Genomic DNA, 22,009 nt, shown 5'->3' on the forward strand with positions numbered 1-22,009 from the left:
CTATAAAAAAGGGGCACCATTGATGATGCCCCGCATGGAACTACAGTAATATTAATAACAACGCTTAATCTGCTCCGCCTGTTGCGCCCGGTAAGCGGCCCTTGATATACTTGATCTGTCCGTTATGATTCGATTCATGCTCCACCACATGAAACCACTTGCAATAATTGTTTGTGGGCTGGCCACCAAAGAATTTCGGGTCTACGGTCATCAGCCATTTATCATCCCGCTTGCGTAGTTCAGACAAGGTCTTCTCGCGGGTTTCAGTAAGGATGTTCACATAATAGGCGAGGTCATGTCCTTTAATGGTCTTACGCCCCTGTTCACCCAGGCCCATGGGAATTGACCAGGTGGCTTTGTCTTTAAAATCCCGCAAACCCTCAAAGGTATTGCCCTGATAAAACACTTCCGTAGCAGCGAGGTGTAATAACATGGCGCCGATGGTATTTGATCTGGGATCATGCAGGTAATCCAGCTCTTCTTGTTTCAATCCTTTTACCGAACGCAATACGGTATCGCGCATCCAGTTCATCATTGATACCAGGGTGCCTACCTGGGGAGAAAAACCTTCTTTGGGTCCTATAATATGGATCCCTTCATCGACTGTCGGACTGGCCATCATGAGCGTTGGGAAACTTATGCCGGCAGTAAGGGCGGCAGTCGTTTTAAGGAATGCCCGGCGGTTGGTGGTAAGGTCGTTTTTCATGTCGCAAATTTTGTTACCACTGAAGTTAGCACGATTTCCTGAAACGGTAATACCACAAAGTGGTAGCCGGCTGATGGCCGGCCGGGAGACCTGCAAGCTCCCGAATGGTTTTATTTTAGCATTGCAGCTATCCACTTGTCAACAGAAAAGCGGCCGCCGCCTTCGATGAAAATAGCAATACATAAACCAAGCACCAATAGATGGTATTCAAAGCCTTCCTTGCCTGACGGCAGTTTGCCAAACCAGTTCATGAAAAAACCATGCGGGTGATGCCAGGTCGCTATCATACCAATAAATAACCCGAAAATGCCCAGGGCCGCCAGCCTGGCACCCGTACCCGTTAGTAACATAAAGGTTCCTGCACATTCTATAAGAATTGCAAGTGCTGCAGTAATCACCGACAGGCCCACCTGCGTTGTCATAAAATTCATTTCACCCGTTAACCCCGGGCCATTAAACCAGCCGAATAATTTTTGAGCAACATGCGGAAACAAAACACCACCCAGCGTGAGCCGCAAAATAAAAGCAGTAAAACCACTGTCTGTAGCAATGATGGATTGAATCAGTTCTTTGTACATTGTCTATAATTTAGAGCACAAAGATGCAGACAGCCTTAGCAATGAGGTGGTGACATTTGGTAATAAATTGTTGTGACAATTATCACAATTTATTTGCCGGGTTGGGCCACCTGGGCCCTTAAGCGGCTAAGGCTTTCACGGGTTATGCCCAGGTAGGAGGCGATATGGTGTTGCGATAATCTTTGTTCAAGGTGGCCGTAAAGCTTGCGAAAATGCAGATACCTTTCCAGAGCAGGCTTTTGTAAAACCAGAATGCGTTCCTGCCAGTAAGCAAACGTATGTTGCAAAACGATATGAAAATACCTTTCAAGCGGCGGGATGGTCATAAACAATTGATCAAGGGTATCTTTATCAATTTGCAGCAGTTCGGTATCTTCCAGTGCCTGGATATTATAGATGGAAGGCAAACCGGTTAACCAGCTATAGCGATCGGTGATCCACCAATCCTGAAAACCAAAATGAATGACTTTTTCGCGTCCCTTGTTATCCACTTCGTATTGCCGTACGCCACCCTTTATAACGAAATTGTCATGCCGGCAGATCATTCCTTCCTGCAACAGGTATTGATGCCGCCGCAGCTTTACCAGTTTCAGCGCTGTGAAAAAAGTTTGCAGGTCCGATTCATGAAGCGACACATGCCGGGCTATATGATTTGTTAAAAGTTCATACATGGCCCAAAGATAAATGAGCTCCCTTATTCGCCCCTGCAAATATTTGACGTCATATAAGCAGCTATATTTGCATACTGAAAACAGGAGTGGATCCTGAGAAGCGTGATGACAGCTCAGTAAAATGAAAGTAATGGACATTTCAGCCGATTACCAGCGAAAATTATTCCCGTACGCGTATAATATACTTGGCAGTGTGGATGATGCCAAAGATATCGTTCAGGACGTGATCGTAGACTATTTTGAAAGCAAGCGCGACAATATAAACAATACACCCGCCTATCTCATTAAAAGTGTTATTAATAAATCCATCAATTTAAAAAAAAGAAATCAAAAGATCGCCGGCGCCATCAGTTGGCTGCCCGATCCCATAGCTGCCGACAATGCCGACGCAGGGATCAACCGCCGGGAAATTATATCTTACTCCCTGCTCGTTCTGCTGGAATACCTGAACCCAAAGGAGCGGGCCGTTTTTATCTTAAAACAAGCTTTTGACTATTCGCACCAGGAAATTGCCGAGGTTTTTTCCATTTCCATTGAAAATTCCAAGCAACTGTTGAGCCGGGCAAAGAAGACCTTACAGGAAAAAGGCGCTGATCTCAAAGTAGAAAAAACAAGCGCTGACCATTTCCTGTTAAAATATGTCGATGTGATCAAAAGCGGCGACATTAAGATGCTGGAAGAAATGCTGGCCGAGCAGATCACGCTTTGGACAGGCGGCGGCGGTGGCAAGGGCCTGGGGCTCATCAAATCAATTGGCGGCATCAACGCTGTTGCGCAGTTGGTTGCCAGCGCCTATGACCTGCACCTGAAAAAATTCCGCATCGAATGTACAAGCCTTACCAATTCCCCTGCCCTGCTGTTTTACAAAGGCGAAAGACTGCTTTGCTGCCAGGTGTTTGATGTGGATACAGATACCGGAAAGATCAACAAGATGTACTTTATTGCCGGCCGCGAAAAACTGAAACACCTTTAAAAAAAACTGATTTTTTTGTCACCTTTTATCACACTCGTTTGCCTATTACCTGAAACCTTAAAAAAAAATAAAATGAAGCAACGAGTAAATCTTATTGAAAAAGGCGGCAATATGATGAAGTCGATTATGGTCATTAAAAAACATCTGGATCAATCTTCTGTTGACAATCAACTGATAGAACTGCTGTCCTTCAGGGTGTCACAGATCAACGGTTGCGCCGTTTGTTTGGAGATGCATGGCAAGGAGCTGGTGGCCAAGGGAGAATCGGTTGAACGATTGCTTGTATTGGATGCCTGGCGGGAAACACCCTTCTTTTCAGCAAAGGAACGTGCGGTGCTGGAGTGGGCGGAAGCGCTGACCATCCTGGATGGCAACCATGTGCCCGATGCGCTCTATGAAGAAGTAGCTAAACATTTTAATGAAACGGAGTTGATAGACCTGACCCTTGCTGTGGGCTTTATCAATACGGCTAACCGCCTCAATATCGCGTTTGGCACTCCTGTAGGGAATTATAAAGCAGGTCAGATCCATCAGTTCAATTGATCCTTTTACAGATCTTACAAGTGTTCCTGTTGCCCTGGAACAGGGAACACTTGTTGTATACAAATATTTTATTGAAATGAGGGACTAACGCAAACCTTACAGCGCCCGGGGGACTTTGCAGATCACCTTTCAAACAGGTGAAGAGTATCATTACTGTCTTTAACCCCAACGTATTTTTCGCTGGCCTGGGGCTGGCCTGTGAAGAAATGATTTTTATTGTCAGCCGGCAATGAATGATACCATTCAATCTCCAGGGTTTCGGTATTGAAAATTCCTGCGGTAATATTACCGATCACCTTTCCATGCAAAGGATAATCTGCGGTAAAATACGCTCTTGCATCGCCGTGATAGAAGCGCCCGACACCGATGCTCCAACCGGCATCATGCTGTTTCCTGATCGTGGCCGTATGGCTTGCCAGGTCTATTTCAACATAACGTGAATAAGCAAGGATCCTGATCCTGCCTTTCTGCTCATCCAAATAGGCTTCGCCTATTGAAAAATAGGGCAATGCCAGCTGCTCCTGTATATTAAAGTGAGCGATTATTGGTTTGCCTGTACGGGCATCCAGCACGGTGAGCGTTTTTTTATCTGGCTGCATCCACAATTCATTATTATATATGCCGATGATCTTTGTAGGGTCTTCGTGATCCAGTTGGGGATCCGCTGCGGCAGGTTTATATTGCCAGCGCAGTTCACCGTTCAGGGTATAACAGTGCAGCACACCGTTCAGGATGGTCAACGCGTTGTCTTGTACAATGAAAAAAGGTCTTTCGGATTCCAGTTTGACCTTGTTCTCACTCCAGTCAAATACTTTATACTTTTGCGCTTCGAAATTACTATTATCAAAAAAAACAAAGTACCTGGGATCCTGTTCCTGCACCAGAATTCCACCGATCGCACGCATATCAAGGGGTTCAACGCTGCTACCGGTATAGATCGACAAAGGCTCATAGACATCATCAACCAGCACCAGCCGGTTACCAGGAATATGATAAAAGAAAGTGGGAGAAAAATCTACCGGATGTTTTTCAATCGCGCCGGTGCTCAATGTTTCTATACAAAACTGCTTGTTTATTTCGTCTGTGTAGATCAGCCTGTCACCGGTCAGTTCCCAGGATAACACATTATTTCTTTTTATCATCAATAAACCTTTACGAAATTAAATAATGACGAATTTATGAAATCCGCATTACCGGCAAGGTTTTCCAACTGTTTATAAGTTGTAATATTTATTGTTTTTCCGTTATAAGTGATGTTTTTAAATAATGGGGAGGCCGGATCGAAAACAACCTTGGCGTTATCTTTAAAGATCTTTAAAAACTGGTTCTTGACCAATTCGGCCGGATTAGGCACCTCGCTCAATTTAGCGACGTTTGCAAAATATTCAAATTTCTGATTGCTCTTGATGTAAGCGGCAAATTGACGGACGTTCTTATCGGCATAACTAAACCCCTCCCAGCTGGTAGAAGTATAACTTTTGAACTCCGACAAATGCGTCTGGTCGCCTACGGTACGAAATACATCCGCTTCAAAACTTCCGTCGTCGAGGTACTGGTATTCGAATTTGGTAATGGAGCTTATGTAATCGGCATCCTGCGCTGCGTTGGTCTTTAACACATTCAGCATATAAGCGCCGCCGTCGGCCTTGGTATAATTAAGGCCGCCCTGGGTCGCCATCTCGGTAAATACTTTCTGAATATCAACGTTCTTGTTCTTGAACGCAGTCAATGCCCAGTCCATATCGTCGATGATCACGTTCAATGCAGGGATGCCTTTATTTACGCCACTGACGCAGGTATTACATCTTACGCCCACCCGCCGCAGATTACTGATGATATTCTCGAACTTGCCCGGGTGTGCGGTCATAAAATCGGCATGCCTCGACAGGAACTTTGAAGTAGCGTTCAACACTTCTGCATCTTTCCTGATCTGGGGATAAACAGACAGCTTCTTATAGGCCATCATGCCTTCGCTATTGCCCTTGATAAAGTCTTTAAAGCTCTGGGGCGTTTTTGCATCGTTCAGGTCTTTTACCAGATCGTCGATAATACACTGCCCATGCGCATACTGCAGCAGGCAGCAGCTGAACAATAGAGCCAACAAGCGAATGATCCTTTTTTGCATAATACAATGAATTAGTTGCATAGGATTTCATTTGGATATTTTTGGCGGAAAGCTTTCCAGCTTTGCATCAATTCAGAATTTTCTTTATTCAGGGCTTTCAGCACATCATCACTGGCATTGGTGAAGTCATCCATGAAGCGGGCCTTTTCAGCCTGTTTCATGGCTTTGAACTCATTGGCCAGTTTACCGAATCCTTTCTGCACCAGTTTTTCAGCCATGGCAGCTTCCGTTGTTACATTGGCAAACCTGCCCAGCTTCAGGTTATCGGGCATCGCATCATCAAAATGAGTGAGGTCTGATTCTATTTTACCCATGAGGCCTACTTCATCATTAACCGCACCACTAAGCGATCTCATTTCTGCGGCAGACCCTCTTACCGATTTGTAAATGCTGTACATGCCTTCACCCATGGCGCCGAGATTTACAAAAGTGGTAAAGGTGTTATAGTTATCAATGAAGTTCTGCGCCTTTTTACGCCGCGCCTCCACTACTGAATCGGGGATACCGGTATCGTATACACCATAATACCGGTTGACGGTCCTGATGCCGGCTTCTGTTTTCATGAGCTCACTGGCGAGCGGAACGGCGATCTTGGCGCTTATCCAGATATACTGCAGGGCTCCCTTGGCGGCCGCATATTCACCGGCGCTCAGCGCAATCAATGCGATATCTATTCCCAGCTGAATTTTGTCATTGGTGGTTTTGTTGATCATCCAGGCAGCGGAGATGGCCGGTATCTGGATCGTATAAGGGAATTTAGTAGCATCTTTCAGCTCGGGCCAGTACTTCTCACTTGGCTCCGGTATCACCAGGTTCACTACATCCAGGGGATCAACCGGTTTGCTTTGATCGAGGGAAACGCCCAGCAGGGTTGCTGCCGGTAAGAGCATGGGGATGATGATATTTTTGGCATTCAATTTATAGTTCACGTGGTTGAACACCATCTTACCATCACTGGTAAAGCTTACTCCTTTGATGATATCTACCGCATTGCTTATGCTCCATACAATAGTAGGCGCATTGTCATTCGGCTTTGCCTGTTTGGCCGCCAGGTATACTGCATTGGCAATGATCAGTTCCCTGATGAAATTGTCGAAGTTCTTATCATCAATAATGCCTTTATTGTCGATCAGTTTATACAGACGCGGCAAGACTTCTTTGTTCCTGTTGAAGTAACCGATAATGGCGGCTTTGTCGGGGTTCGGCGCATATTTCAGCAGGGCAATGACGGTTTCCTCCCCGAAGTTGGTAAGGAAACAGTTGTAGCCGCTTTGGTTCCAGGCCGTCGTGTTCAGGTCGGGCGATTCGTACATCATCTGCAGCAGATCGAGCCTGAGCTGCTGGCCTAACTTTTCAAAAATGCCCAGGGAGGCTCTTTCTGCATTGTATTTCACGGCCGTCACATTCCAGCTTTCCAGTTCTTTGGTGATCTTACAACGCGCATCGTCCAACTCCGGCACAATGCCGGCTGACAATATTTGCAATATCTCCGGTTTGCGGTCGCCTTTTGCTATTTTATAGGCGTCGATCAGCGCCTGCATTCGCTTTACAGCGCTTTCTATACTGTTGAGTTGTTGCTTCAGGTGATCCCTGAGTTGTATAAGGTCGAAGAACTGAATATAGTTCGGGTCTTTTTCGATCCTGAACACGGCATCCGGTAATTGTTTCACCAGTTCCAGGATCTCCTTCCTTAATTCGGGTGTATTATTCTTCAGGATCTTTCCTTTGTCGAACAGATGCTGCACCATTTTCACTTTGTCGGCATTCCGCTCCTGCAGTTCCCAGTTCTTCTCTATATCGAACATATAGCCGTTGGCTTTTGCGGTAGCATAACTGAAGAAGCCGTCTTTGTCGCCCATCGCTTTGGCCTTCTCCAGGATCACATAGCCGGCAAAACCGGTACGAACATTCGTTTTGCGGTCGTACGTGTAAGCGGCCACATAGGCATTGCCATTGTGGGTAAAGGCCGACAGGGCGCCGTTCACGTCGATGGTGTAATTAACGATGGTTCCTTTGATCTTGTATTCTTTCGCATCCGGGGTGTAAACGACCGCATCGGTGAGCGAATTGGTGATAACGAGTTCATCGATCACCAGGTCATCGTCACTGTCGAAAAGATTGTTCTTTGAAGTCTCAAACACCTTATCGATCACATCGTACTGGGCATTGCCGAGGGCAACATAGCAGCTGTAATCGTTCAGCACATCGTCGAACCAATAAGGCCCTTTGGGCGCCTGGCTTATATCAGGCGTGTTACAGGTTGTGGCGTTCTCCAGGGCGAGCCAGGCGGGTGCGGCTGCCTGGCTTGCTTTGTTCAGTGAATCGAGCAGGCTGTTGGGCACATTTTTGCTTTGCATCAATACGGCTACCAGGCTATCGGTTGTTTTATGCCATTGGGCGGCCTGCTGTTTATCTGACTCCGTTCCCCGGTATCCTTTCAGGAATTCGCGAACACTATTGAACCATTTGCTGACGACGGATTGCAGCCCCTTACCTACCGTTTCACCCAGTTTTTCAACAATGGGTGCGGCTTGCTTCACGGCATCGCGCAGTTTTTGCTCGGCGGCCGCCTTTTGCTCAGGGGTAGCGTTTTTATCTTCCAGTACTTCCCTGGCTTCGTTCATGGCGGCAATATTTTGCTTCAGCTGGGTTTTTTCTGCCGGTGTCAGGGCCAGGGCATTGTCGATGGTGTTTGGTGAAACGTCGGCCAGCTTTTCAGCAAATTGCAGGAGATCATCGAGCGGCGCGGTAGCCGGATCGGGTATATGATCCTTAATATCGCGAAGAATCGCCACACTTTTCGGATCGCCAGTGAAATCAGTGACGTCAACGATCTGTTTCGATTCTTTATCGTAGGTAGTTTCAATAACGCCGCCGATCAGTTGTTTATCGGTATTGACGGTAATACCGCTGAAACGCACTTTAACCGCCACTTTGCCTAAGAAGGGAATGGTAATGTAACCGGTTCCCGAAAAATTGCTTTGTCCCTGTACGGTTATAAGCCTGACCGGGAAATCACCGGCAGTGATCACGTCGCCGCTCATCAGGGTTTGTATAGGATTGCGGTTGGCGATCTTCAGTTCCGGCTGCAGGATATTACAACCTGCTTCCAGGTCTACACTGCTGCCATCGATATAAAAGCTTTTTATGTCGCTGTATACCGCGCCATTGGCAGGGAATGTGGCGCCCAGGTTCACATCGCAATAAGCACCTACGCGATATTCATACTGTTTATCTTTTTTAAGATCGTATAACATCACCCGGTTGGTGCTGCTGTTTACGGTGTACCATTGGTTGGCGGTCTGTCCTTTCTCGCGGTAGTCTACGCTGAAACGGGTTTGTTGTAAAGCGGCATTCCAGGTAATGGTGGCCCGGCCCCCGCTAACTTCGCTTTGAACGTTAAAGGGCATGGGGCAATCGCGCTGGTAAGTGAACCAGAAGATTTCACTGTAGCCATTGTTGCGGTAAGCGTCTGTGTTCTGACTGCCATTGGAATTCTGGGCCCTGATACGCCAGCCATAGCGTTTGCCCGGGATCAGCAGCGGCTCTGCAGGCCCATATAATAACGTAGTAGCTTGCGTGGTGGTACGGTACAATGGCTGCATGGTACCGAAGGCTGCCTCCGGCGAAATCCCATTATCCCATAACTCTACTAACGTAAATTCATATTCGGTGTTAAAGGCAGCGGTTGGACTGCCCATATTACGGGGCGTCCATTGAAAAATAATATTGGAAGGATCTTTAAAGGCAATACTTTCTGTTTTTCTCGGGAGATTAAGCAATGGCGGATCCAACAGCGAGATCCAGGCCATGGCGCAGTGGCTGCGGCCTACCAGCCGGTTGGTATTATATTCATAAGCCTCAAAGCAGAACTGGTAAAAACCTTCGGGAAGTTTTTGACTTTGCTGGAACTGGCTGCGCGTAATACCTTCCAGCTCCAGGTTGTTGAGATTGAAATAGGGCGCCAGATCGGCCAGGGTGATGCGTTGGGGCACACCGGCATCTAGGGTGATCGGCGGGTAATAAACACCGTCACGGCTTCTGAGCTTTGCGTTTTGTCCCTGGATGCTCATTTTAAGCCGCACCTGTAAAGCCGGCTTGGTAAGGTCGGTATTGGTAAGAAGCACTACCAGTCTCTCCTGGTTGCCCTGGTAGTATTCACTAATATTAAGTGTATAGGGTGGCAGCAATTGCGAGACCACCTGTACCGGGTACACCTGCGCATGCAGCGGCAACTGCATCAGCAAGAGCAAAATAGTCAGTTGTACTAAGCGAAGGGCGCGAATCATTAAACTTGTTTTCACAGAAAAGATTTGGAGTGCTTCTTCAATAAAAATGTTCAGGAAAGGAACTGTTCGGCTGAATGCATGTTATTTCTTCAGCGAATAGGTCGTTTCCCAAAGCTTGTTAGCGTCTTGTTCCTGCAGGATGAACGACAGGCTGTCGTTGGTCAGTTTGCTGATCAACATAGAATCATCCTCGATGATCAGGTAGGTCCTGCTAAACTGGTACGTCAATGTATCATGCGGATCATAGCCAGGCCCTTCTGAAGGATCGGTGGTCCGGCGGTACAGTTTACCATCGCTGCGAAAATCGAGGTAATCGCCCTGGTAAACGGGTTTGTTGCTGGTAGTGGTACCGCCATTCTGTATATCGGTCACCTTTACGGTGGTTGATACCGGCGTCCATTTGCCCTGGATCATTTTCTCCGGCGACCCATTGTCGTTGTCTTTTGAACATCCTGCAACAATCACTGCCGTTAATGCTACCAGGCTAAAAACTGTCTTTTTCATTTTTCTTGGATTTTTATAACTGATCGGTATTTATTGGATCATTATCTTAATGATCCGGTATTCTTTGGCTGTTTCGAGCACCAGGGAATAAACGCCGCCGGTAAGGTGTACGTTATAAGGTAACTGGTATACCTTACTGCCGCTTTGTTGTTGCTGGTGTACAACTACACCCGTATTTAACTGGATCAACCGGAGTTTAATACTTGCCGCTTCCTCCAGACCGATCCTGACGGTAAATTGTCCGTTCGATGGATTCGGCGCAACGCTAAATTCCCTGATGAATGGTGCGGTGGTGGCGCCGGGTTGATCAAACTGCTGTGCCTGCACAATGGTGATCGGTTGTTTAACGGTTTTTTCGCAGGCGCCCACCATGGTCCTCATGCCAATGATATAGAGACCTGTATCGGTAAATTTCACCTGGGCTTCCTGGTCATTCTTACTTACTATCACTACATTGGAAGATGGCAATAACCACTCTACTTTTTCAGGAGCGGGCCGGCTGATATTTACCAGGGTCACCGCCTCATTGGTAAATGCCTGGGTGGTGGCCAGCATTTCGGCAGCTACCGCCGCATTGCTGCGAGCAATGGCAATCGTGTCTTTACCTGTACAGCCGTTTATATCCGTAGCTGTTACATAGTAGCTTCCTTCATTCGTGAGTTTTACTTTGGCTGCAACTGCCGCAAAGCCATTGGCGCCGGTCCACTCATACCGGAAGCCTTTGGGGATCGTGGCATCGGCTTCATAAACCTGATCAACACATAATGTAATGGCCGCGGGCAAATGGATCGTAACGGGCGCAGGTTCATTCACGGTAAATGTATGCTCCAGCGGACAACCCTTACTATCGGTCAGGCGCAACTTATAGTTACCGGAAGATAAATTGCTTTGGGTGGCAGTGGTGGAACCATTACTCCATTTATAGGTATATGGCAAAGTTCCGCCCCTAGCCGTATAACTGATGGCCCCATCACTTCCCCCGTAACAGGTTGGGTCTTTCACCACTTCGTTGCTGATCTCAACGGGGTCGGGGGCGGTAACCCTGATCTGCTGTTCTGTTTGGCAGCGCCGGGCATCGGTCACGAAAGCTTTATAGTTACCCTGTGCAAGTCCTGATATAGTGGTGGTCGTTTCACCGGTGGTCCATTGCAGCTTATAAGGTGCGGTGCCACCATTGATCACCGCACTGGCCGATCCATTGTTGCTGCCATTGCAATTCAGCGGTGTGCTGCTCAAGGTAAGAGTGAGCAGGTCTGGCTCTACCAGGGTGAATGGCGCCGATTCTTTGGTAATATTGTTTCGATCGGTAATAATGATCTTGTACTCCCCGGTTTTAAGGTTTATGGCAATACTGTCTGATTGTTGAATGTCGGTCCATACGCCATTGTCGTTCCTGAACCATTGGTATTGATAGCGGAATAAGGGAATTTCAATACCGCCCCGGGCTTTTGCATATAATTTTCCATCAGCCGCATTTTTGCAGGAAACATAGCGGTATTGTTCAACCGTCACTACCAGCGGTGGCGGTTCGGTTAGCGTAAAAGTGTCTTTTACCATACAACCCGCTGCGTCGGCCCCTGTTGTGAGCGCATAGTTGGCATCGGCAGCAAAGAAGATGTATTTGCCATCGCCAATGTTCTTCAGCAGACTGGTGAAGGGGTTCGTGGTCGCCGGCTCGGGGGTTAGCACGGTATTGGCCGCCGTGGTCCATTGCAGGGTATAGCTGTCGCCGCCCACCGGGGTACCGCCGGAGAGAATGACCCTGATACTTCCATCTGTATATCCAAAGGCCAGCGGGTTGATAGGCTGTGCATTGTCGATACGCAGCGCTTCGGTGGGCTGGCTGATGGTTACGGTGCGGATCACTTCATTGCCATTGGCATCTTTCATCATACAATCATTGCCGTCACGTACGCTGATAACATAAGCACCGGTATCGAGGCCCGCAATGGTATGCGTTCCTGCTGAAGAGAAGGAAGCCCAGTGATAGCTGCTTTCCTGCAGCTTCCGGTACCCTACCCGGAAATTGCCAACACCACCCGAAGCATTTATCGTAATGGTTGCATCAGATCCGCCATGGCAATACACATCTCTTTTAGTGGTTGTAAAGCTCACGGCTGATGGCCCCGCAAAACCGAAACGGCCCACATGCCCCGGCCCATCCGTATAAGTAGATGTGCTGCTGTTAGGATATTTACCCAACAGGGTGATCTTGTAAGCGCCGGGCGGCAATTCTGCCGGCCAGGTATAAGAGTTATCAGCAGCCAGGCTGGCTGCGGTAAGATTGAGGGCAGAACTGTTGTATCCATTGGGGTTGCTCGTGTCTTCCAAAAAGATGTTCAAGGTTTCATTTCTAATGATGGCCCTGTCGAATGTGATCTTTACATGGCCATTCGATTCACCAAAACATTTGTTGGGTGCAACATCCAGCCGGGTGATCTTGGGTGAAGACAACCTGTTGCTGAGGGTGATCATATTTGAGGAGACCGTGGGACAGGTCTTTACCATGAAAAAGGTATTCTGGGTAATGCTGCTGAGGGCGTTTCCCTGCAAAATATCTGTGAGTGAAACATCCACGGTCGACTGCCCGGTGCTGTTGAGCGCAGCCGGAAAAGGCAACCAGCCATTGGCCGATGACCAATACTGCCAGTTGTATACGCTGGCCGGAAAGCCGGTCGTTGCCCGCAGGGTGATCTTATCGTTGTCGGGCAGGATCGTTGAATTGGCGCTGATCGTTAAATTGGGCGTTACCCGCACGTAATAGGTAATGGACGTCATGCGGGGTGAACCGGAAGGAATATCAAGGTAATTGCGGGAACAGAAATCGATGTCTGTATAAATATCATAATCAGCATCGGTACCCGACCGGAAGTTCACAAAACCTTCCGTGTGCATTTGTACGGGCCGGCTGTTCACCGTGATAGGCGCATCCAGGCGCCAGCCATCTTCTCTGTCGCCTTCTTCGCCCAAATGCCTGCTATAGAGCCGGCGCCTGTTACCATCTTCCAGGATCAGGTCGATATTAAGGTGGGAACTGGTGCTGTTTTTCACCCCTTCCTTCACCAGAAAGGTCAGGCCGGTGAGATCAACAGTATAGGTCTGTGCCTTTGCGGCATACCCTGCGATCAGCAAACACAGTATAATCAGGTATTTTCTCATGACGTTGGTCTTATTGAAAGAATTAGCCAGGCTTAATAATTTGTTGTTACGGTTTTCATACTACTGAAAGCCCCTGTTTTAAATACAGCCATCACTCCGTACTGGTAAGCGGTATTGGTTTGCACATTTGTATCGTAGATACCTTTTCCATCGGCCGGCAGCACTTTCCACAATACCAGTTGTTTGCCACGCTCCGCCCGGTATACGCGCAGTTCCGCCACCTCTTGCATGGTATGGTCCCAGCTTATTTCAATGCGCCTTTTTTCGGGCTGGGTGTAGGCATACATCCTGGTGAATTGTGCATCGGCCGAACTGGCCTGTTGCACAGTGGCTACGGTCAACTCCTCAGAAGGCGTTGTTAAGCCGCCTTCGCTTTTGGCCACCACATAATAGATATAGGTGCTTCCGCCTGAAAGCTCCCTATCGGTATAGCTGGTAGTGTCACGGCCCTGGAAAGTTCTCACGGCGATGGGCGAAAGGCTATCACCGGCCAGTTTTCTGTACAGGGTATGTGATACCACATCGGCATCTGAGCTGGAGATCCATTGAATGGTGATGCTGCTTCCTTCTACTTTGAATTTCGAGATAACGGCCGGGGATGGCGGGATCACTTCGGGTTTCTTAACTTCCACCAGGGCGCTTTTTGCAGACTGATTAAAACGTGTATCCAGCGCTGTTATAGCGTAGTATGACTTCTTATTCAACATTTTCAGGCTGAGCGTATCCCTGAAGCTGGTGCCATACCATACAGAGTCTACCAGGGGCACCAGTTCCTCGCCTATTTTCTGCGCCCTGAAGACTTTATAACCCATAAGGTCTTTCTCGCTGTTCTTATTCCAGCTAATGGTAACCACGCCATTGGTGTCGATGAGGGCTTTGAGCCCCGATGGAATGGCCGGCGCAATGGAATCTTCGGGTTGCACAAGGAAGGGAAAAGAGGTACTGCTTTCGCCCTCTTTTGCCAGTGCTGTAATGGTAAAGTAGTTCGACGCCGCCAATTCTTTTTTGATGGCTGCGGTTCTGCTTGCTACCGACAGGGTATCGCTGAAATTCTCATAAGGCCCTTTGATATTATCGGCCCGCTTTAATTGGAAGCCGCTGATGGCTTTGTTTGCTTTTTCATCAAAGACCCAGTTCACCTGCAAAACGCCTTTTTTATCTACATAGGCATTGCGGATATTCGGTACGGTCATGAGCATTTCCCTGCCCATGCCTTTTACGATGGCTGATGGTGGTCCCGGCTGGCCGAAGGGGTTCAACCCAACTACCCGGTACTGGTATTCTTTTCCATTCTCCTTTAAAGAATCCATGAAGAACATCCGGGTTTGTTTAGCCGCGCCATTGTCGAAATTACTTACCGGCAATCCATTTACTTTTTTGAAACTGGCGCCTCCGTCTTCCGACTTTTCTACATAATAAGAAGCGAAATAGTGTGCAAGCATTTGAACATCCCAGGCCAATACCACACCCTTGTTGCCAAAGCGGGCGATCACTTCCTGTACGGCAGGCAGGGGCTCATATTCTGAGGGACTGATAAAAACGCTGATGGAATCGGGGATTAGTAATTTGGCGGGGGCAGCTGTTTTAAGCCTGTACAAATATTTTTCATCCGGCTTTACATTTCTATCTACAAAAGCCCAGCCGGCCATCAGGGCGCCTTCAAATGAATTATCTGCTGCATACAGGGAGAAAGAAAAACGTTGCTCCTGCTCCTGGCTCTGCGCGAGGATCTTTGCTGCGCCTTTTTCGTTGATGCTTACATCGAAATCGGTTCCATACAGGGCCTGTGCGATCACGGCGGCATTGTTATCTTTTTTCGCCAGTGTTTCCCACTCTTCCAGGGGGCGGGGCTTTAGCGGCGATGCGCTCAACAGCACTTTCTCCGGAACAGGTAACATTTGTTTGTTGCGGATCACGGTGTAGCGTTCCAGGATAAATCCATATTTGTTGTTGATCTTCCAGGACAGTGGCGTTCCGGATGCCCATCGCAGATAAATAGCATTCTTTGTGCTGTCGGCCCTGCCGATCATACGAAGCGCCGGCTCCTTTTTCTTAGCCGGAGGCTGGGCCAGCAGCAGCAGCGGCATCAGCAGCAGACCTGTGAAAGTATATAAAGTCTTCATTGTTACTGTTTCGTTTTTCATAGGTTCGTCATTACCTGATCTCGTTTTCATAACGCACCACACTGGCGCTTCCTTTGGTTCCGCCGGGCAGTACGAACTGGTAGTTCACTTCGTATAAACCCTGCCTGATAAACGGATAGTAGCCGTTAATGATCTTTTCAAAATCTTTTTGCCTGGGGGTTCCAAGATACCTGTTCACCAACTGGTTCTGGATGTCCTGGAAGTCGGCTTTGTAAATGGATGGCAGATCATAGATATAAGGCAGCCATTGCGTAACCTGCTGATCGCTGTAATTGCCATTTTCTACCAGCGACTGGTATCCCAGTGAAATGGGCAGCGCTTTGCGCGGTATAAAGCCCAATTCAGCTGTATCGCGCCCGCTGATCGTAATATCTTCATAAGGCAGGTCTGCATAGAACAATGGGTTGATGTCCTGCATAAAATAGGCATCGTTCACCATGGCATAAGGCTGCACCAGGGGCATACCGGCCGTATATTCGGTACCGGCCAGCTCGGGAAGATCAAAAGCCTCGCCATTGCTCACCCCTTGCGTGAAGTTGATGAGGTCAGAACCAAGCCTTCGTACCCGCGTGGCCGTGGGCGTAAAACTGTTGATCCTGTCGGAGAATTTACCAAATCGGCTGCTGAAGAAAGAATAGTCCAGGATCACTTTACCAAGATCAGTACGACCCACTTCAGCGGCATTTTTGGTGGTCAGCTCGAGGCCGTTCTCGTCGCTCGTGGTCGTTTGAGCCGGTGTGGCTGCCTTTGTATTTGCACCAATGGGATAACTGCTGAGCAGGAATTTATACTGAACGCCACCTTTCAGCTTGATCACATTGAAGCTTAGCTTGCGGTTTAGAGAGTCATACTGGAATGGTACTGTAATGGGCGCTGCACCGTCAGGCGGAACAAAGGAGAGTTCCTGCCGGTATCCCGGAACCCGGAACAAGTAGGTTTGCCCGCGTTTCAGCTGCACATAGCCAATCGGCGTTTCTTCGCGGTAAAAATTCCGCTGATCCACTACCGGCCATGCATAGTCAATATTGTTTAAAGGAATAGCTTCCGGCGCTGAACCTGTTGTAAAACTAAGCACCTTGCTTTCTTCTGCTTTTTGTCCGTCTGTATAAACGGTTTGCCAGCTTCCGTTCTTCAGTTCTTTAAAGCTTACTTTCACGATCGCTTTTACGGTAGCATTGGGTGGAAGAATTTCATTGCTATAGAAGGTAGCGACATCCTTATTGACATTCCACCTTATTACTCCGGGAATGGTCTTACCATTGCTCACGAGGTCAAACTGGTCGAGTTGGGTACGGAATGTTTTGTCACCTTCATCATCCTGGATCGGAATGTCTTTATCCATGGCAAAATTGAATGCGACCTGTGGGGCGGTGAACACATCGGCATTGGCTGTATCCTTTGGCGTTAGATCGGAGATAACGGCCATTCCTACTACAGCTTCCTTCCCATCGCTGCTTACGATCTTACACTCTTTACCTACCTGCAGCTTGAAGCGCATATTGCCTTTCACCAGGCCGCCGAGGATATTGAACTTCACCCCCAGGTAACCGGCAAACCAGGAAGGGTTGGGCAGTTTGGCCTGTAACAAGGTTGCCGCAGCCCCCTGGATAATGGGAAAGCGGAATTTCAGGAATTTGAGATTCACTTTTACGCCCAGTTCACCCTGCAGGTATACATAGGCCTGGGCATTGCCATACCAGCCGTTGATACCGATCGGTTCACTGCTTCCTTCGCAATGTGCATCTTTATATTGTTTCAGCATGAGGTCGAAGCCCAGCCCTGCTTTAAAATTGGCGTAGAGGATTAGGAAGGTAAGATCACCTGTTTGTACTTTTAAGCGGGCGCCTGTTGCAAAGCCGCGGCCATCGCCCAGGGCATTGAGATCACGCATGTAATCCAGTTGCTGCATGTCCATGCCAAGGATATCGGCCACTTCCTGGGGCGGTGGCGGCGAACCCGGAATTTTGGTACCCATCATGAAATAGGAATTGGTCTCCAGGCTAAAGCCGCCCAGGCCAAACCTGATACCTACGGGATTGGTGGGCGTGCCCATATATACATGCCATTCATCGGGCGAGAAATACATTTCAGACCAACCGGCGCAATAGTTCTGCCCCACGCCGGTAAGCACATTTGCAATGTTCAGGTATATTTCGAAATTCGACTGGAAGACCTTGTTCTGAAAATCATAAGACATGCCCACGAATGCAGAAAGACCTTTGAAATTGGGTCCGCCAATTGAACAGGGGATCTCAGCGGCAGCTGCCTGCGGATCATTGGCCCTTTGCTCCTGTTCGGCGGCAATGGCATTTCTTTTTTGTTCTTCGGTCATGCCTTCCATTTCTTTTGCTTCCTTGGCGCTGCCATTGGCAAAGATCTGTTTGGCCTGTTCCAGCTCATCGCCCAACTGATCGGTAACGCCTTTCATAATATCAGCATTACCGAAGAAACCTACATAGCGGATACCGCCGCCATTATTAAAGGCAACTTCAAACTCTGCCCGGCCATTCACCACTTCGGGACTGGTAACACAGAACAATACACCTGCTTTGATGCCCAGCCCTAATGCTTTATCAGGTTTATACTCCGGAATAAGGCTTTTGCTGATGCCGGCAAAAGGGTTCATTTTGCTCATACGGTAATAAGCGCCACCGCAAAAGCCATTCAGCATAACGGGCCCTACAACCGGTGTACCCGGCGACCAGCGCACCATCCCGTCTACAAACCAGTAGCGGAAACTAGTATTACCAAAGATGGCGCGTACCTGCACTTCTATGTCGAGCGAAGTGAATGTGGCGTTGATACCGCCGGCAAAACCATCGCCATAAATGGGATCGTCCTGCATGAACCGGGCTTCGCCGTTCAGTATAAGTCCACCCAGTTTTGCATTATCTATGCGGATGCTTTCCAGCCTTACCTTATCGAATTTCCATTTATGTGAACCATTTTCATTCTCAAAATCGCAGCCGATGTTCAACCGGGTGGTCGCTTTAAAAGCATTATCCTGCAAGGTGAGTTTCAAACCAAAGGAGAGGTCTGCATGGGTGTTGTTCACCGTCAGCGCGATCTTATCAATGGATACCGGGAAATTTCCCACTTTCACTTCGCCCTCATAGCCGAAATAGTCAACCGAAAAGTAAGGGCTTCGCGTGCGCAGCCTTAAACCGCGGAAAGTAACACCGTTGAATTTAGCAATGCTTTTTGAACCATCGGGATTGGTGGAGGCATTGATGGTAAGCCGTCCATACAGGTTTGCCTCCGGCATGAATTTGCCGTCTTCTACCAATAATTTTACATATGAGTTGGAATCGAGGGTACAGGTAGCCTGCCAGAGTTTGAAATCCATCTGGCCTTTCGGGCTTACTGTGAGCCAGTATTTATTATCCTGGGTAATTACCGCTTCATATTTCAGGGAGTCCTTGTCTGCAACAGGCAAACCGATATTGCCTTTAAAGCCGGCGGCCACCAGCCTGTTGGCTTCAATACCAATATTAAATTCATCTACCGAAAATTTCCAGCCTGATGCGGAACCACTATTGTAGGGTAAGATATTTTTGCCATAGAAGAGTCCGCTCACGCCGTTATTGTCAACAATGAGGTCGTGGGCGCCAAATGAGATTCTTTCGTTGCTGTTATTTCTTTTAAAGGTCTTCGGCAGCATTACGTCTACCAGCTGCACATAAACGCCGCGCCACATGGAAGGATTGGGATAATTCATATGCCTGAGCTCATACCCCTGCGGAAAAATAATGCTGGAGCTGTTGCGGATATCACTGAAGTCGAATACGGCGTTGGTAACGGTGAATACGAAACCGTCGAGCCCGCTGATCTGGAATCGCGGCAATGTGATGCCCACCAGCATGTCGTTCCAGTCGTCCACAATGGTCTTGAAACTACCTTTTACTTTCGCGTTAGCGTCGGGCAAAACTTCGCCATGATCATCGCAAGGTATCAGCAGTGACCTGGGGAAGACCACATCGGCTGCCAGGCCGAGTTCCTTGAACCCGTTACAATCCATGCTCAGGTAGGTAAGCCCATCTGTTGCCTGCCCGTTGCCGAGGTTAAAACCGCCTTTGAGGATCACCTGGCTATTGCCTCCATTGATATTAATGGGTACATCACCGAGCAGACTGAGCCTTGCATCTCCGATGATGCCGCCCTTATACGATAACTTTAGTCCGCTGATGCCGAAGAACAGTTGACCCGGGTTTTGCGGGATCTCCACTTTGGCAAATACCGTCAGCTCGGCAAAGGTCTCATGAAAAACGGCGCTGCTGATGGCCAGCTTATAGGTGACGTTGCTGATGGTCTTCTTCAGACCAACAGGAAGTTCATTGAGGTCATCGGGCTGTAAAGATTCGAGCCAGTGATCCATTTCTTCTACTCTTTGCACAGCGGCATTGGCCACTTCCTTCACCTTTACGGAATCTGCGATCGTATATGGTAGATGACCGGCCATCACACTATCGGGCAGTAAAGGCCTTTGCGCTATATGCAGGGTATCATTCGCCAGCAGGGATGATGCGGTAAAGAGGAAGAGTATGATATATATGATCCTTTGATTCATGTGCGCTTCGTTAATTGTTTTAAAAAGCAAAGCTGTAACCCAGCGTGCCGGTAAGGTCTTTTGTATGCTCCTTGTTTACCACTGTTCGGTACTGGTTGATAAGGCTGCAATTGATATTATGTTTCTTCAGCAGGGTGTAGGCTGCATTGAACCGCACACTGAGCACACTGTTCTGCCTGTTGCCCTGGGCCGCACTGGTATTGTAAGAAGAAGAAAAACCAGTGGTCAGTTTCTTCTGAAACAGTTTCGCATTGGCAGAGACCGTAGGTCCCTGCGTAATGAAATCGTTGCGGGCGATCGTGTTATAACTTACGTTGTAGGCGAGGGTTACACTCAGGCCTTTTTGCAGGAAGAGGAAACCATAGGCCGTTGCGAGGTTATAAAACTGGGAACTGTTGCCCTTGCCTACTACCCCACCCTGTTCATCGGATGCATCCTGGAAGGTGGCATTCACATTGAGGTATTGATTCTGCACCTCATCTCTTCGGGTAATGTAATTGACGTTTAATGAAGCATTTTGTGAAAGCTGCGTGAAGTTGAGCGTGTCAAAATTCTGAATAGGTGACACATTATTGATATAATCAAACTGCGGTCTGATATTCATATAGGTTTGAAAACTGGAATAACTGGCGCTGGTCTGCAATCTTTCAACGGGCATATAGTTCAGATTCACTGAACCCACCAGCCGCCTGGTGGCGCTTTCTTTCTGGCCATTGAGGTTATCGCGCTGTGAACCCACGTTCACCGCGATATTCGCCTTATTGCTGAACAGGCTTTGCGCCAGATTGACGGTTATATTTTCGAGGTCGCTGTTGAAATAATAAGCACCCAGGGTTGTGTAGCCGGGATTTACCCGTTCGTAACCCACCCCGATGGTACTTTTTAAAAACGTATAATTTAACTGGCCTTTGAATGCCTGGTAAACAGTGGTGGATGAATTACCATTGATGAGCTTTTTCATGAGTCCATCACCGGTGGCAACTTCTTCTTTAATATTGTTAGTTCTCGTATCGCGGGTGATGGCCGAGCTGGCCAGTTCGGCACTGAGCTCCATGCCTTTTACCGGCTTAAGGCCAAGCTCATAGGCAATGGCCAGGTTCTGCTGCGGATAGATCTGCAAACTGTCGGGCTGGTAAGCAAGGCTGTTCGCATTATCTTTTGCATAAAATGCGTTGATGCCTGCTTTCCACCATTTTTTTTCATACACCGTTTTGATCCCATACCCCATGCGCTTGTAAGCCGGCAGGGCATTTTTATTGGCGCTGTCGTATGCTACGGCTTTTTGCAATCTGCCCGCCATGGCGCTCAGTTTCAGCGGTCCGTTAAAGGAAAGGTCTACCCCGCCGCCCCTGAACTGATGACCATTTAATGTGTAGGGGGAGAAACTCATGTTCACATCGCCGATATGCGCACTGATCCATTTATAGGTCGGGTGCAGGCTTAAGCGGTTAGGCATTACCGGGTAGGAAAAACCAGCGCCCGCATTGGTGAAGTTGAAGCTGAAAGGTAAATTCACTTTGCCCAGGATATTGGCGTTGGCATTGCCCTGCAGGTACCACGTAAATGGCTGGCGGCCTGTATTGCCGCTGCCATTATAGTACATGGAACCGGCCGAAATGCCGCCATTGAACTTTACAGGCTTTGCTTTAAATACATCCTTCAGGCCATCGATATCTACCTGTTGTGCATTTGCCAATGCAGCTAGAAACAGGAATAAGGTTATCAGGCACAATGTTTTCATAAGATGGGG

General features: G+C 48.2%; 13 protein-coding genes. 2 read left to right on the forward strand and 11 right to left on the reverse strand.

Translation table 11 applies throughout. The annotated features are described in order from the left end of the window. Positions 1–64 precede the first annotated feature (64 nt). The 3 genes from JT717_RS22225 to JT717_RS22235 form a co-directional block, all read right to left on the reverse strand. Positions 65–706, reverse strand: coding sequence for a DinB family protein (locus JT717_RS22225; protein WP_205513241.1), 642 nt, complete (start codon positions 704–706; stop codon positions 65–67). 110 nt (positions 707–816) lie between these two features. Further along, positions 817–1,284 carry a DoxX family protein gene (locus JT717_RS22230; protein WP_205513242.1) on the reverse strand — a complete coding sequence of 156 codons (468 nt, stop codon included), beginning with the start codon at positions 1,282–1,284 and terminating at the stop codon, positions 817–819. Positions 1,285–1,373: 89 nt separating this feature from the next. After that, the gene (locus JT717_RS22235) at positions 1,374–1,955 is read right to left on the reverse strand and encodes a Crp/Fnr family transcriptional regulator (RefSeq protein WP_205513243.1); all 582 of its coding nucleotides are present in this window, start codon (positions 1,953–1,955) and stop codon (positions 1,374–1,376) included. A gap of 130 nt (positions 1,956–2,085) precedes the next feature. Between JT717_RS22235 and JT717_RS22240 the strand changes: the two genes are divergently transcribed. Together JT717_RS22240 and JT717_RS22245 are read left to right on the forward strand one after the other, a co-directional pair. Then, the gene (locus JT717_RS22240) at positions 2,086–2,928 is read left to right on the forward strand and encodes a sigma-70 family RNA polymerase sigma factor (RefSeq protein WP_205513244.1); all 843 of its coding nucleotides are present in this window, start codon (positions 2,086–2,088) and stop codon (positions 2,926–2,928) included. Between the two features lie 72 nt (positions 2,929–3,000). Then, positions 3,001–3,471, forward strand: coding sequence for a carboxymuconolactone decarboxylase family protein (locus JT717_RS22245; RefSeq protein ID WP_205513245.1), 471 nt, complete (start codon positions 3,001–3,003; stop codon positions 3,469–3,471). 122 nt (positions 3,472–3,593) lie between these two features. Here JT717_RS22245 and JT717_RS22250 read toward each other — a convergent pair whose 3' ends face one another. The 8 genes from JT717_RS22250 to JT717_RS22285 all read right to left on the reverse strand — a co-directional run bounded on the left by JT717_RS22250 (position 3,594) and on the right by JT717_RS22285 (position 22,000). Then, positions 3,594–4,613: a hypothetical protein gene (locus JT717_RS22250; RefSeq protein WP_205513246.1), complete on the reverse strand. Its 1,020-nt coding sequence runs from the start codon at positions 4,611–4,613 to the stop codon at positions 3,594–3,596. Continuing rightward, entirely contained in the window at positions 4,613–5,596 is a 984-nt protein-coding gene (locus JT717_RS22255) for a hypothetical protein (protein ID WP_205513247.1), read from the reverse strand. The genes JT717_RS22250 and JT717_RS22255 overlap by 1 nt, the downstream gene beginning before the upstream one ends. An 11-nt stretch (positions 5,597–5,607) precedes the next feature. Beyond that, positions 5,608–9,885 carry a fibronectin type III domain-containing protein gene (locus JT717_RS22260; RefSeq protein ID WP_205513248.1) on the reverse strand — a complete coding sequence of 1,426 codons (4,278 nt, stop codon included), beginning with the start codon at positions 9,883–9,885 and terminating at the stop codon, positions 5,608–5,610. A gap of 81 nt (positions 9,886–9,966) precedes the next feature. Then, positions 9,967–10,389, reverse strand: coding sequence for a hypothetical protein (locus JT717_RS22265; protein ID WP_205513249.1), 423 nt, complete (start codon positions 10,387–10,389; stop codon positions 9,967–9,969). Positions 10,390–10,419: 30 nt separating this feature from the next. Next, the gene (locus JT717_RS22270) at positions 10,420–13,548 is read right to left on the reverse strand and encodes a T9SS type A sorting domain-containing protein (protein WP_205513250.1); all 3,129 of its coding nucleotides are present in this window, start codon (positions 13,546–13,548) and stop codon (positions 10,420–10,422) included. 32 nt (positions 13,549–13,580) lie between these two features. Beyond that, positions 13,581–15,692: a fibronectin type III domain-containing protein gene (locus JT717_RS22275; protein WP_205513251.1), complete on the reverse strand. Its 2,112-nt coding sequence runs from the start codon at positions 15,690–15,692 to the stop codon at positions 13,581–13,583. Between the two features lie 10 nt (positions 15,693–15,702). After that, positions 15,703–20,259: a hypothetical protein gene (locus JT717_RS22280; RefSeq protein ID WP_205513252.1), complete on the reverse strand. Its 4,557-nt coding sequence runs from the start codon at positions 20,257–20,259 to the stop codon at positions 15,703–15,705. Positions 20,260–20,278: 19 nt separating this feature from the next. After that, positions 20,279–22,000 carry a TonB-dependent receptor gene (locus JT717_RS22285; protein ID WP_205513253.1) on the reverse strand — a complete coding sequence of 574 codons (1,722 nt, stop codon included), beginning with the start codon at positions 21,998–22,000 and terminating at the stop codon, positions 20,279–20,281. Between the last annotated feature and the right edge of the window lie 9 nt (positions 22,001–22,009).

Source organism: Longitalea arenae (assembly GCF_016924755.1).
GTDB classification, from domain to species: Bacteria; Bacteroidota; Bacteroidia; order Chitinophagales; family Chitinophagaceae; genus Niastella; species Niastella arenae.